This is a genomic window from Nocardia aegles (assembly GCF_052545135.1).
Genome location: NZ_JBQWRI010000005.1, coordinates 350,765 through 363,380 on the forward strand (window position 1 = coordinate 350,765; position 12,616 = coordinate 363,380).

12 protein-coding genes are annotated in these 12,616 nt (G+C 69.1%); 5 read left to right on the forward strand and 7 right to left on the reverse strand.

From position 1 onward, the window contains the following. Window positions 1-76: 76 nt before the first annotated feature. The 3 genes from ACT89H_RS17425 to ACT89H_RS17435 all read left to right on the forward strand — a co-directional run bounded on the left by ACT89H_RS17425 (window position 77) and on the right by ACT89H_RS17435 (window position 1,337). Complete coding sequence (locus ACT89H_RS17425; RefSeq protein WP_039802098.1) at window positions 77-298, forward strand: helix-turn-helix domain-containing protein; 222 nt, start codon at window positions 77-79, stop codon at window positions 296-298. Further along, window positions 298-879: a Clp protease N-terminal domain-containing protein gene (locus tag ACT89H_RS17430; RefSeq protein ID WP_445109667.1), complete on the forward strand. Its 582-nt coding sequence runs from the start codon at window positions 298-300 to the stop codon at window positions 877-879. Before ACT89H_RS17425 ends, ACT89H_RS17430 begins: the two co-directional genes overlap by 1 nt. A 74-nt stretch (window positions 880-953) precedes the next feature. Beyond that, the gene (locus tag ACT89H_RS17435; protein ID WP_445109668.1) at window positions 954-1,337 is read left to right on the forward strand and encodes a phage holin family protein; all 384 of its coding nucleotides are present in this window, start codon (window positions 954-956) and stop codon (window positions 1,335-1,337) included. Between the two features lie 106 nt (window positions 1,338-1,443). Here the strand turns inward: ACT89H_RS17435 and ACT89H_RS17440 are convergent, their stop codons facing one another. After that, window positions 1,444-2,313 (reverse strand): 1,4-dihydroxy-2-naphthoate polyprenyltransferase, encoded by an 870-nt coding sequence (locus ACT89H_RS17440; protein WP_445109669.1) that lies wholly within the window; start codon window positions 2,311-2,313, stop codon window positions 1,444-1,446. A gap of 125 nt (window positions 2,314-2,438) precedes the next feature. Beyond that, window positions 2,439-2,903: an SRPBCC family protein gene (locus ACT89H_RS17445; RefSeq protein ID WP_445109670.1), complete on the reverse strand. Its 465-nt coding sequence runs from the start codon at window positions 2,901-2,903 to the stop codon at window positions 2,439-2,441. Between the two features lie 132 nt (window positions 2,904-3,035). Between ACT89H_RS17445 and ACT89H_RS17450 the strand changes: the two genes are divergently transcribed. Next, complete coding sequence (locus ACT89H_RS17450; protein WP_445109671.1) at window positions 3,036-6,365, forward strand: AfsR/SARP family transcriptional regulator; 3,330 nt, start codon at window positions 3,036-3,038, stop codon at window positions 6,363-6,365. A gap of 90 nt (window positions 6,366-6,455) precedes the next feature. On the opposite strand, the gene ACT89H_RS17455 is transcribed toward ACT89H_RS17450, so the two are convergent. The 5 genes from ACT89H_RS17455 to ACT89H_RS17475 all read right to left on the reverse strand — a co-directional run bounded on the left by ACT89H_RS17455 (window position 6,456) and on the right by ACT89H_RS17475 (window position 11,217). Next, window positions 6,456-7,289, reverse strand: coding sequence for an ABC transporter permease (locus tag ACT89H_RS17455; RefSeq protein ID WP_445109672.1), 834 nt, complete (start codon window positions 7,287-7,289; stop codon window positions 6,456-6,458). 70 nt (window positions 7,290-7,359) lie between these two features. Further along, the gene (locus ACT89H_RS17460) at window positions 7,360-8,352 is read right to left on the reverse strand and encodes an ATP-binding cassette domain-containing protein (RefSeq protein WP_445109673.1); all 993 of its coding nucleotides are present in this window, start codon (window positions 8,350-8,352) and stop codon (window positions 7,360-7,362) included. A gap of 79 nt (window positions 8,353-8,431) precedes the next feature. Then, complete coding sequence (gene menE / locus ACT89H_RS17465; RefSeq protein ID WP_445109674.1) at window positions 8,432-9,592, reverse strand: o-succinylbenzoate--CoA ligase; 1,161 nt, start codon at window positions 9,590-9,592, stop codon at window positions 8,432-8,434. A gap of 337 nt (window positions 9,593-9,929) precedes the next feature. Further along, the gene (locus ACT89H_RS17470; protein WP_445109675.1) at window positions 9,930-10,322 is read right to left on the reverse strand and encodes a VOC family protein; all 393 of its coding nucleotides are present in this window, start codon (window positions 10,320-10,322) and stop codon (window positions 9,930-9,932) included. A gap of 1 nt (window position 10,323) precedes the next feature. Continuing rightward, window positions 10,324-11,217, reverse strand: coding sequence for a 1,4-dihydroxy-2-naphthoyl-CoA synthase (locus ACT89H_RS17475; protein WP_445109676.1), 894 nt, complete (start codon window positions 11,215-11,217; stop codon window positions 10,324-10,326). Window positions 11,218-11,631: 414 nt separating this feature from the next. On the opposite strand from ACT89H_RS17475, the gene ACT89H_RS17480 reads away from it, so the two are divergent. Beyond that, complete coding sequence (locus tag ACT89H_RS17480) at window positions 11,632-12,078, forward strand: DUF6918 family protein (protein WP_445109677.1); 447 nt, start codon at window positions 11,632-11,634, stop codon at window positions 12,076-12,078. The last annotated feature ends 538 nt before the right edge of the window (window positions 12,079-12,616 follow it).

Sequence of the window (12,616 nt, forward strand, 5' to 3'; positions counted from 1 at the left end):
GGAACCGCGCTCTGTCGCGTGCTCCGTTGTCAATTTTGATTGACAACGCGCTCCGGTGTCAATCAAAATTGACGTCATGACGGAAGCAACCACACTCGCGGCGGCCGCGGGCAGCCCCGATCCGAAGGTCGGGCTGCGCGCGGTGCTCGCGCTACGCAGGCTGCTCGAACGTCTCGAGGCGATCCAGGTGGCCAACGCCCGTGCTCAGGGCTGGTCGTGGCAGGCGATCGCGGAGGCGCTCGAGGTCAGCAGGCAGGCAGTCCACCAGAAGTACAACCGGAAAGGCAGGATTCGCTGATGTTCGAGCGGTTCAGCAGATCTGCGCGCACGGCGATCGTCGTCGCCCAGGAGGACGCGCGCGCACTCCACGCGTCGAATATCGAGGTAGAGCACGTGTTGCTCGGCGTGCTCGCGCATGCCGAGCCGGAGTTGACCGCGTTGCTCGCGGAAGTGGGACTCACTCGCGATGGTGTGCGCCGCGCGCTGGCCGAACAGGGCCGCGGGATGCCGCTCGGCCCCGAGGACGCCGAGGCCTTGAAGTCCATCGGCATCGATCTGGACGCCGTCCGGGAGTCGCTGGAAACGCATTTCGGCGAAGACGCGCTCGACCGTGCCGCACCGGACCCGCGCCGCGGACCGTTCCTCTGGAGCCGCGGTGGCTACTACGGGCACATTCCGTTCACGAAGGAAGCGAAGAAAGTGCTCGAGCTCGCTCTGCGCGAGGCGCTCAGCCGCAAGGAGAAGACCATCGAGTCGGGACACATGCTGCTCGGCATACTGCGCGCCCCGAACGAGACGACGGTGCGCCTGTTCGGCGGTTCCGCCGCGATCCACGAATTGCGGCCCAAGGTGCACGCCCTGCTCGACCGTGCGGCGTGAGCAGGCGCACTTGCGCTGTGGGAGTTCGGGTTTTCCAGCGGCGCGCGCCCGCATCCGCGGCCTAGCATTGGGCCATGCAGCTCGTGATTCGGTTGATCATCAACGCGGTGGCCATCTGGTTGGCCGCCTTCTGGGTCGACAAGATCGACATTCTCGCTCCCGAAGGCGGCAACGGCGCCAAGATCGGTGTGGTGCTCGCGGTGGCCGCGGTGTTCACGGCGGTGAACGCCCTGGTCAAGCCGATCGTGAAATTGCTGTCACTGCCGTTGGTGATCGTGACGCTCGGCCTGTTCCTGCTTCTGATCAACGCGCTCATGCTGTGGCTGACCGCCGAGATCACCGAGGCGTTCACCGATTACGGCCTGCGCGTCGAGGGTTTCTGGGCCGCGGTGTTCGGCGGCATCATCGTCTCGATCGTGAACTGGGTGCTCGGCATCGTCGTTCCGGACGAGGATTAGCCCAGGATTAACCCGCAGCGACGCGGACGTACGACGCTCGGTCGCGCATCGGATCATCGGGTGCGCCTGGTCGGCGCGCTCCGCCACCGCCCGGCCCGGCGACGGGCTAACCCAGCCCGACCGCCAGGGCGGTGACCGCCGACCAGGCCAGCAGCGCCAGGCCGGAATCCCGCAGTGCGGGAATCAGTTCCAGGCCGCTCTTGCCGCCGCGCACCGGCGCGTTGGCGCGCACGGCGAGCGGTATCACCAGCAGCCCGGCCAGTGCCCACGGCGTGCGGGCGACCAGCGCCAACGTCGCGAGGAACGGCACGGTGAGCAGGGCGAGGTGCAGCGTGCGAGTGCGTGGGTCACCGAGTTTCACCGCCAGCGTGACTTTTCCGGAGCCGCTGTCGGTGGGGATGTCGCGCAGGTTGTTCGCGACGAGCACGGCGCTGGAGAACGCGCCCACGGCGATCGCGAGCACCGCACCGACCCAGTCGATCCGGCCCGCCTGCACGAACTGGGTGCCGAGCACGGCGATCAGGCCGAAGAAGACGAACACCGCCACTTCGCCGAATCCGCTGTACCCGTACGGCTTGCTGCCGCCGGTGTAGTACCAGGCGCCGACCAGGCAGGCCGCGCCGACGAGCAGCAGCCACCAGGCGCTGGTGAATACCAGCACCAATCCGAAGACCGCGCCGACGACCAAACTGCCGATCGCGGCGGTTCTCACCGCGGTGGGCGAGGCCAGCTTCTGCCCGACCAGGCGCAACGGACCGACGCGGACGTCGTCGGTGCCGCGGATGCCGTCGGAGTAGTCGTTGGCGTAGTTCACGCCGACGATCAGCGCCAGCGAAACGACCAGCGCGAGAATCGCTTTCCACCACACCGCACCGTCGACCGCCGCGGCGGCACCGGTCCCGGCGAGCACCGGGGCGATCGCGTTCGGCAGGGTACGTGGTCGCGCGCCCTCGATCCATTGCGCTGCAGTAGCCATGCTCGCAGCATAGTTGGCACAGCCGGACGTAGTCCGCCCTCAGCCCGCGCACGGCCGCAGCGAAGGCGGAGGTACGCATAGTTGGCACAGCCGGACGTAGTCCGTCCTCAGCCCGCGCACGGCGATCAGGCCGTTTCGGCCATCACCGCCTCCTGCATCCGCGCGAGTCCCTTCTCGAAATCCCGGCCGACGAACTTGTCCATCGGGATGATCTTGCCGATGACCGCCATCAGCCCGGTCTGCCTGCCGGTCATCCGCCAGGTCACTTCGGTGCCGGTCTCGACCGGATCCAGGATGAAGGTCACCATGTTGGTGGCCTTCATGGGCTTCAGGAACTCCAGGCGCACGGCGATCTCTTGTTCCGCGCTGCGGATGATCTCCATGCTGCCCGCTCCGGCCTTGCGGTTGCCGCTCCAGGCGTAGCGCGCGCCGACCCCGGATTCGGCACCGGAATAGCTGCGCTGCAGCTTCGGGTCGAGGTCCTCCCACGGCGACCACTCGACCCACTTGTGGAAATCGTTGATCAGCCCGTGCACACGCGCGGGGGCGGCCGTGATCACGGCCGATCGGACCACCTCGAACTCAGCCATGGGGGTCACACTATGCGACCGACCGCTCGCAGTCGCGGCAAAGAATTCGTGTCGAGCTTCTCCGGCCTGCTCGCCTACGATGACCGCGGGATGTTTCCGGAGCACAGCGGCCCGCACGGCCACAGTCGAGCAGTGACGACGCCCGCAGGCGAATCGGTCGTGGTGGCCTTGCTGGGCGAGGTCGCGCTGCGCCGTGACGGCCTGCTGACACCGCTGCCCGGTGCGCGCTCCCGGCTCCTGCTCACCGCGCTGGCCCTGCGCCCCGGCCGCAGTCGCGGCGCGCAGGCCCTGATCGAGGAGGTCTGGGGCGAACAGCCGCCGCGCTCGCCGATGAACGCGCTGCATACCCAGGTCTCCCGGCTGCGGTCGGCGTTGCCGGACGGTGCCCTGGAAATCGGTCCGGCCGGCTACCGGTTGACCCTCGGCGCCGACCACGTCGACTTGTCCTCGGCGGGCGAGCGCGCCGCGCGGGCGCGTGGGCTGTACGCCGCGGGCGACCTTCCAGGATGCCTGGCGGAGATCGCGCGGGCGCGGGCGCTGTGGCGCGGGGATCCCGGCGCCGATCTGCCGCCGGGCGAGCTCGCCGACGAGCTGCGGGCCGCGGCCGGGCGGCGCCTGGCGGAACTGGACCAGATCGAACTCGCCGCACGTGAGGACGGCGGGGACATCGACGGAGCGTTGGGCCTCGCTCGGCTGCGGGCCGCCGCCGAACCGCTGGACGAGCCCGCGCAGCAGACCCTGATGCGCCTGTTGGCGGCGGCGGGGCGACCCAACGAGGCGGTGGAATCGTTCGCCGCCTTCCGCTCCAGACTGGCCGAGGAGCTCGGAACCGATCCGGGGCCCGCGCTGGCCGGGACCCATACGGCGATCTTGCGTGGAGAGCTGGTCGGACGCGCCGGGCTACCGCGTTCGGGTAGCGCCGCGACCGATGACGGCACTCGCCGAAGCGCGGTCGAGACGACGCCCCCGGCCGACGCCCCTGCGCCGACCCCGCACCTCGCCGCGATCGGCCTGCGCGCCGCGCCCAACGCCCTGCTCGGCCGGGCCGCCGACATCACCGCACTGACCGAGCTGCTCCGCGATGCCCGGGTGGTGACCGTGCTCGGTCCCGGCGGCGCGGGCAAGACCAGGGTCGCCAACGAGATCGGGTGGCAGATGGCGGCCACCGGTCCGGTGGCGCTGGTCGAGCTGGCCTCGGTGCGCGCCGAAGGCGACGACGCCAGGGTCGAGGTCGAGGCGGCGATCGCCGCTGTGCTCGGGCTCAGCGAGGTCACCTTCGACTCGGCCACCTTGCGCTGGGGTCGGAGCGTCGATCTGCGCAGGCGGCTGCACGACGCGGTGTCGGCGCGCTCCATGCTGCTGATCCTGGACAATTGCGAGCATCTGATCGACGCCGTCGCCGTGGTGGTCGCGGATCTGATCGGCGTCGCACCCCGGCTGACCGTGCTGACCACGAGCCGCTCGCCGCTGACGACCACCGCCGAGATCGTGTATCCCTTGCCGCCGCTGACCGTCGATCCGGCGGGCTCGCCCGCTACCGAGCTGTTCGCCGCGCGTGCGAGGGCGGTGCGGCCCGGCGTCCGGCTGGATCCGGACCTCGTCGCTCAGCTGTGCCACACGCTCGATGGCCTGCCGCTGGCCATCGAGCTGGCCGCCGCGCGAGTCCGGACGATGAGCGTCGAGGAGATCAACGAGCGACTGGCCGATCGGTTCGCTCTGCTGCGCCACGGCGATCGCAGTTCGCCCGAGCGGCACCGCACCTTGCACGCCGTGATCGACTGGAGCTGGAATCTGCTGGACTCCGAGCAGCAGGCGACGCTGCGCCGGATGTGCCGATTTCCCGCCGGCTTCACGCTGGCGGCCGCCGAGGCGGTCGCGGGCGGAACCGACGTGACCGATGTCGCCGCCGCCGTCGACGGACTGGTCAACCAGTCGCTGCTCACCGTGCTGGACGACGAGGTGCTCGGCACCCGCTACCGGATGCTCGAGACGGTGCGGGAGTTCGGTGACGAGCAGTTGGTGGCCACGGTGGGTGAATCCGAAGCCGTCGACAGCCGAATGATGCGGTGGGCCAAGCACTACGCCGATGACACCGCGAGCCGGTATATGACCGGCGATCAGGTCCATCTCGCGCTCTCCGTGGCGGCCGAGCTGGACAATGTGCTCGCCGCGCTGCGCTGCGCGATCGAACGCCGGGACGCCGCAACGGCATACACGATCTTTCCCGTCGTCGGCACGCTGTGGGTGGTCCGCGGCTCGCACTTGGAAGTCATCGCGTGGGCCGAGCGCGTCATCGAATTGGAGACGGTCGACTTCGGCCCGGACGGCGTGCGCCCGGATCTCGTGCTCGCCACCTACCAGATGGCGTATCTGCATCTGGCGTATACGAACGGCGGTGCGAGAAAGCTCGCCGAGCTGCGCCTGCGGGTGCGCCGTCTGCTACGTCACTGTCCGGATCTCGCGGAGAGCAGCCGGTTCGTCGCCCAGGTCGTGCTCATCCGCCCGGACGGTCGCGGGCTCGGCCGGCTGCTGGCCGAGGCGACGCGCTCGGCCGACCTGGAGACCAGTGCCGGCGCGCTGCTGTTACGGGCCAACATCCGGGAGAACCTCGGTGACGTGCGCGGGTCCACCGTCGACGCGGTCAAGGCGCTGGAGCTCCTCGGACACGAGCACGTCTGGAGCACCGCCATGGTGTGCAGACACCTCGGACAGGTCTGTGGACAACTCGCCCAATACGACAAGTCGGTGACCTATTACCGCCGCGCGCTCGACATGCTGCAGCGGCTCGGCGCCTACGAGGACACCGTGGAAATCCGCAGCCTGCTGGTGGCCGCGCTGGTCGGGGTCGGCGAGCTGGAGCAGGCCGAACGGGAACTCGACCTCGCGTCGGTCACGCCGGACATCGACAGCTCGGATCTCGGACAGAACCAGCTGCGGTCCGCCGTGATGCACAGTTCGGCCGAAATGGCTTTGGCGAGGGGTGACCTCGCGGACGGTTTCGCTCGCTACCAGCGTGCGCTCGAACTGTTCGGCTGGCCGAACAACGCCCTCGGTCCCGGGCCGGGCGCTCTGATGCTGGCCGCGTCGGCGCTCGCCGCGCACGTGATCCACGGCGCCGACCCGGGCCGGGATCTGCCCGCAAACCTCATCGAGCTCGCCGTGCCGACGATGGCCAGGTACCGAGACCTGCCGCAGATCGGCGGCGTGGCGTGCGCGATCGGGTCCTACCTCATTGCCGTCGACCATGAGGTGACCGTGGGGCTCGACTTGCTGATGCTGGCTCCGAACGTCTTCTGCCGACAGGACTACCCCTCGATGCGGTGGCAACCGCATCTGGACGCGGCGATCGCGAAGCTCGGCGCGGCGCGCGTCGACGAAGCCCGCCGCCGCCTCGGCCATCTGCGCCGGAACGAGTCCGCGGACCGCATCATGGGCATGCTTCGAAGCCTCGGCATCGCCTGACGTCCAACCATTTCGTTTCGGTCGTGCGGAGGACAGCGTGAACGGGCCGGGTGGCGATGGTCACCCGGCCCGCTCTTGTTCGGTGACGGGTCAGGCCCGCCGCATGTACGCCTTGACGGTCAGCGGGGCGAAGATCGCGATGACGACCAGCGAGCCGATCAGCGACCACGCCAGATCGCTGCCGAACGCGGCGCCGTTCATCAACCCGCGGCACGTGTTGACCATGTAATACACCGGGTTCACGTGATTGAGGCCCTGCATCCAGCCCGGCATCGTGCTCACCAGGGCGAAGGCGCCGGACATGAAGGTCAGCGGAAACATGATCATCATCGAGATGCCCTGCACACCCGCCGCGCTCTTGCCGGTGACCCCGACCAGCGCCCAGATCCAGCTGATCGCGAACGAGCAGAAGACGATGACCAGACCCGCCGCGACGACCCCGAGCACACCGCCCGCCGGGCGGTAACCGATGGCGATGCCGACGACGATGGTGAGCACGGTGGCCAGGGCGTAGCGGACCATATCCGCCAGCAGCGCACCGGCCAGCGCCGAGATGCGGGCGATCGGCAGGGATTTGAACCGGTCGAAGACGCCCTTGTCCATGTCCTCGCGCAACTGGGTGCCGGTGACGACCGAGGTCAGCACCACGGTCTGCACCAGAATGCCGGGGATCAGGACCGGCAGGTAGTCGTGCACGCTGCCGCCGATGGCGCCACCGAAGATGTAGGCGAACAGAGCGGTGAACAGGATCGGCTGAATCGTCACGTCGAACAGCTGCTCGGGTTTGTGCTTGATCTTCAGCAGGCCGCGGTAGGCCATGGTGAACGAGTTCGCAGCCGCCTGGACCAGCGGAACGCGGTTGCTCACTTCGGGAATTCCGATCGGCGCCGATCGGCGCGTTTCGGTCGCGGTGACAGTGGTCATCGTTGTGCTCCTTCTCGGCGGGCGCGGGCATCGGCGTGGGCACGCAGGCTGGAGCCTGCGGGCCGGACGCTCATGCCGCGCTCTTCGCGGAATCGTCGGTGGTGTCCTCGGCGGGGTGGCCGGTGATGGTGAGGAAGACCTCGTCGAGGCTCGGCTTGGTCACGGTGATCTCGTCGACGCCGATCTCCCACTCGCGCAGCCGGATCAGCAGATCAGCGGTGACGCCCGCATCGGTCAACGGCGCGGTGAGCCGCCCCGCCTCCGGAGTGATCTGCGCTTCGGCGCCGAGGAAATCGCCGATGACGCGGCGCGCCTCGTCGAGCTGACCGCGATCGACCAGGGTCAGGTGCAGCGAGGAACCGCCCACGGAGGCCTTCAGTTCGTCGGCCGTGCCGTCGGCGATCACCTTGCCGCGGTCGATCACCGCGATCCGGTCGGCCAGCTGGTCGGCCTCGTCCAGATACTGCGTGGTGAGCAGCACGGTCGCGCCCTCGCGGACGAGGCGGCGAATCGTCTCCCACATCTGGGCGCGGGTACGCGGGTCGAGCCCGGTGGTCGGCTCGTCGAGGAACAGCAGCGGCGGCCTCGCGATCAGGCTGGCCGCCAGGTCGAGGCGGCGTCGCATACCGCCGGAGAAATGCCGCAGCGGCTTGTTCGCCGCCTCGGTGAGATCGAACTCCTCCAGCAGCTCGGCCGCCTTGCGCCGGGCGTCGGCGCGACCGAGACCCAGCAGGCGAGAGAAGACGATCAGGTTCTCGGTGGCGCTGAGGTCCTCGTCGACCGAGGCGTACTGCCCCGTTACACCGATGAGCGAGCGGACGGCCGTCGGCTCGGCGACCACGTCGTGGCCGAAGATGCGTCCGCTGCCGCCGTCCGGTCGCAACAGGGTCGCGAGCATGCGGATGGTCGTGGTCTTGCCTGCGCCGTTCGGTCCGAGCACGCCGTACACCGAGCCCTGCGGCACCGCCAGGCTCACGCCGTCCACGGCCCGCTGTTCCCCGAACACCTTGACCAGGCCGTCCGCCTCGACGGCGAGCGGTGAAGTTGGTGCGAAAGAAGTCATGTGGACAACTGTGGATCGCCGGACTTGCACGGCTCTTGCACAGCGCTGGCAGGGTTGCCCGGCGAGACGCCCGTGATCGCTAGTGGGTCGACTTGGCCAAGAGGTATTCGCGCAGCTTGGCTCGGTCGGGCTTGCCAGGGCCGCGGAGCGGGAACTCCTCGAGCACCGCCAGTTCGCGGGGAGCGGCGATGGAGTCCAGTTCGTCGGTGACGTATTCGCGCAGGTCGGCCAGGTCGGGTGTGGCGCCGGGGGCCGGGATCACCGCGACGGCGACGCGCTGGCCGAGTCGTTCGTCGGGCAGACCGAGGACGACGACCTCGCTGATCGCCGGGTGGTTGATCAGCACGGCCTCGACCACCTGCGGGATAACCAGCAGGCCGCCGGTCGTGATCGCCTCGTCCAGCCGCCCGGTGATGTTCAGAACGCCGTTGTCGAAGGTGCCCGCGTCCTCGGTGCGGAACCAGCCCGGCTCGGCGAACGCCGGATGATCGGGCTGATTGCGGTAGCCCGAGGCGATCATCGCGCCGCCCAGCACCACCCGGCCCTCTTCGATACGAACCTTCGCGCCCTCCAGCGGCACACCGTCGTAGACGCAGCCGCCGCAGGTCTCGCTCATGCCGTAGGTGCGAACCACGGTGATCCCCGCGGCTCGCGCGCGCTCGTAGACCGGCAGCGGCGTGGCCGCCCCGCCGACCAGCACACCGTCGAGGCCGGCCAGCGCGGTGGTGGCGACCGGCGATTCCAGCGCTTTGATCAACTGGGTCGGGACCAGGGCCGTGTAGCGCCGCTCCCCGCGCATGCTGGAGATCGCGCCCGCCAGGGCCTCGGGCAGGAATCCGCCCGACACGTCCAGCACAGTGGGTTCGGTCCCCGCCAGGATGCTGCGCAACAGCACCTGGATACCGGCGATGTGATGGGTCGGCAGGGCCAGCAACCAGTTGCCGGGGCCGCCGAGCCGGTCGTGGGTCGCGGTGCCGCTCGCGCGCAGGGCCGCCGAGCTGAGCATCGCGCCCTTCGGCACGCCCGTGGTGCCGGAGGTGGTCACCACCAGAGCGATTTCCTCATCGATCGGCTCGCCCGGCGACAAGGCGTCGCTCAGGCGCCTCGCCTCGCGCCGATCGCTGGTGGGAATCGGTAGCCAGGCGGCCCCGTTACCTTCCAGCGCCTCCCGCAGGTGGGGCAGGACGTCACCGAGACCGGACCCGGTCGGCATCGGCAAGGTACGCAGTTTCTTGGTCATGCCACGCCCCGGCGCTCGCCCGGCTCGGCGGTGCCCGGAGCCGCTGTGCCCATGGCTCGCCCTCTGCACTCCCTCACGGTAGGGATCGTGTCATGTCCGCGCCGCTGTGCGCGGAACGGGTCGGATTGCCGGAGTGGCGCATCCATAGCGCGGCCACCCGGTCGGATCGGGGCTCGAGTACGACAGGCATCGGAACTGCGATTCATTCGTCGGACGGGACACGGACACAGCCGGCCCGGACGTCGGCGGTCGGGTGGCCATCCGAGCGTTATCGTCCTCGCCAGTTGACGCGTTGGCAACTCGGTGCGGCCCCACGTACTACCGAACGGATCCGTCGCTACGACGCCCGCCAGCGGGTATCCCGCCGGATCGGGTGGGTCGGTGGGACCTCCACCAGAACGATCGGCACACCGTCGGGATCGCGCACCCACATCTCGTGCAGGCCCCACGGCTCCTCGACCGGCGCGCGGTCGATCGCGATGCCCTTCAGCGCCAGTTCCACGGCGGCGGCGGACACGTCGCGCACCTGGAGCCAGATCGCGCCCTCGAACGACGACGACTCGCCCGACCCACCGTGCGCGGCCACCTCGATCAGCGACTGTCCCGCGAAGAAGACCGTGCCGCCCGGGTATTCCCGCGCGATGGCCAGTTCCAGCCCGTCCCGGTAGAACGCGAGCGTGGCCTGGTAGTCGGCGGGCCGCAGGATGATCCGGCTGCTGAGGATGTCCATGTCAGAAGTACCAGGGGTAGGGGGTCCAGTCCGGTGTGCGCTTCTCCAGGAAGGCGTCGCGGCCTTCGACGGCTTCGTCGGTCATGTAGGCCATCCGGGTCGCCTCGCCGGCGAAAAGTTGCTGGCCCACCAGACCATCGTCCAGCAAATTGAACGCGTACTTCAGCATGCGCTGGGCCTGCGGGGACTTGCCGTTGATGTCGGCGGTCCACTCCAGCGCGACGTCCTCCAGTTCGGCGTGGTCGACGACCTTGTTCACCGCGCCCATCTGGTGCATCTCCTCGGCGGTGTAGGGGCGGCCGAGGAAGAAGATCTCGCGGGCGAACTTCTGGCCGACCATCTTGGCCAGGTACGCGCTGCCGTAGCCGCCGTCGAAGCTGCCCACGTCGGCGTCGGTCTGCTTGAACCGGGCGTGCTCGCGGCTGGCCAAGGTGAGATCGCAGACCACATGCAGGCTGTGACCGCCGCCCGCGGCCCAGCCGTTCACCAGCGCGATCACCACCTTCGGCATGAAACGGATCAACCGCTGCACCTCCAGGATGTGCAGGCGGCCCGCGCGGGCCTGGTCGACCGTGTCCGCGGTCTCGCCGCTGGCGTACTGGTACCCGCTGCGCCCGCGGATACGCTGATCACCGCCGGAGCAGAACGCCCAGCCGCCGTCCTTGGGGCTCGGACCGTTGCCGGTCAGCAGCACCGCGCCGACGTCCGGGGTCATCCGCGCGTGGTCGAGTGCCCGGTAGAGTTCGTCGACCGTGTGCGGGCGGAACGCGTTGCGCACCTCCGGCCGGTCGAACGCGACACGCACGGTGCCCTGCTCGATGTGCCGGTGATAGGTGATGTCGGTCAGGTTCTCGAATCCCGGAACGGGGCGCCACAGCTTCGGATTGAACGTCACCGGGCAATGCTAGGTCTCGCTCGACTCGAAACCCGTGATCGGGCCGGTAAGGCGGACGCGCGGTCACGACGCGAGGTGCCCGACCCGCGGGTCCCGCAGTCTGCCCAGCTCTCGACATCCGCGCCGCGCCTGCGGTACCTCGATCGACGGGCGCGCACCCCGTACCTCACGTCGACCACCGCGAGATCACTCCGCTCGAGCCGCAACTGATGATTCGCGGACGGGTCGACTGGATCGAAGGCCGAGAACTTCTATTACCGCCGAATTGCTCGATGAGCAGGGCGATCTCCTCGCGGACTGCGAAGGTTTGACGGTCGAGTCGCTCCCGTGGCAGCCGTAGCCGGGTGAATGCTGGCGCGGGCACGTATAGTTGCCCTCGCTCGTTCATCGAAACTGATCCGGAGGAACCTGAAAGTGGTTGCAGCACTGTCTGAATCCCTGCTCGACGACGCGAAGCGCCCGGCTTTCCTTGCCGACGCCGTCGAGGTTCTCGACGCCGAGGTCTCGGACAAGGGTGGTGCGTCCGGCCTGGCTGTGAAGGGTGGCTACGCGGCGGTCAAGAAGATCAGCCCGTCCATCGTGCCCGATGCGCTGGAGTCGTTGGCGCCCAAGCTGGTCGCGCAACTGGAGCCGTTCTGGCAGGAGTACACGGCTTCGGGCTCCGGCACGTTCGCCGACCTGCTCGTCGCCAAGTCCGACGAGGTCGCCGAGGCGTTGCTCGCCGTCACCGACGCCCGGGCCGAGGCCTCCAGCCGCCCTGCCCTGAAGAAGGTCTACTCCTCGATGCGTTCCTCGGCGAAGAAGAACGTCATCGAGGCCCTGCCGCGGGTCGGCGACCTGATCCAGAAGCACGCCGGCTGATCTGTGCTTGTTTTCCAGCGCCTGCGGCGCTGGGTGTTCGCGGCCCCTGCGTGGCTCGCGTCCGAGCGTCCGCCGCTTGCGACTTCGTCGCGGACGCGGCGGTCACTCGGACGCGAGCCGGGCCGCGAACGGAACATGCTCGGTTTCGCTTCGATCGAAACCGGTAGTCGAGCCTGGGCTGTCGCGTGCGGAGGCAGGGTCGCGATCTGAGCCCTGCCTTTAGGTGTCGTGTCCGGGTGATTGCCACGGCGGCCTTGCCGGCATGGCGCCCCTGAGACTTCGTGGTGGCCGCTGCCACTGTCGGCCACACTGTTGCGACTCGCGCCCGATCGGCTGTGACGACGGTGCAGGGTGCGGAACTGCCGCTCGTCGACCCGTACCGCGGTGGCCAGATACAGCAGCCGGTGCTGGCGTTCCTGCGAGCTTCGCGCCCGACCGCGCGGCCATCGGACGTGAGCCCGCCGCGAGGGGCCCGTGTGCGACGACACATGTGATTGCGAACCGCCCGGCGCGGACTTCTAGTTGACTGTCTGCCAGT

What these genes read in the sequence shown, in the direction of transcription:
- ACT89H_RS17445 (WP_445109670.1), bottom strand. Translation starts at nt 2,903, where the DNA reads ATGGCTGAGTTCGAGGTGGTCCGATCGGCCGTGATCACGGCCGCCCCC.
- ACT89H_RS17440 (WP_445109669.1), bottom strand. Translation starts at nt 2,313, where the DNA reads ATGGCTACTGCAGCGCAATGGATCGAGGGCGCGCGACCACGTACCCTG.
- ACT89H_RS17460 (WP_445109673.1), bottom strand. Translation starts at nt 8,352, where the DNA reads ATGACTTCTTTCGCACCAACTTCACCGCTCGCCGTCGAGGCGGACGGC.
- ACT89H_RS17435 (WP_445109668.1), top strand. Translation starts at nt 954, where the DNA reads ATGCAGCTCGTGATTCGGTTGATCATCAACGCGGTGGCCATCTGGTTG.
- ACT89H_RS17425 (WP_039802098.1), top strand. Translation starts at nt 77, where the DNA reads ATGACGGAAGCAACCACACTCGCGGCGGCCGCGGGCAGCCCCGATCCG.
- ACT89H_RS17455 (WP_445109672.1), bottom strand. Translation starts at nt 7,289, where the DNA reads ATGACCACTGTCACCGCGACCGAAACGCGCCGATCGGCGCCGATCGGA.
- ACT89H_RS17470 (WP_445109675.1), bottom strand. Translation starts at nt 10,322, where the DNA reads ATGGACATCCTCAGCAGCCGGATCATCCTGCGGCCCGCCGACTACCAG.
- ACT89H_RS17430 (WP_445109667.1), top strand. Translation starts at nt 298, where the DNA reads ATGTTCGAGCGGTTCAGCAGATCTGCGCGCACGGCGATCGTCGTCGCC.
- menE (WP_445109674.1), bottom strand. Translation starts at nt 9,592, where the DNA reads ATGACCAAGAAACTGCGTACCTTGCCGATGCCGACCGGGTCCGGTCTC.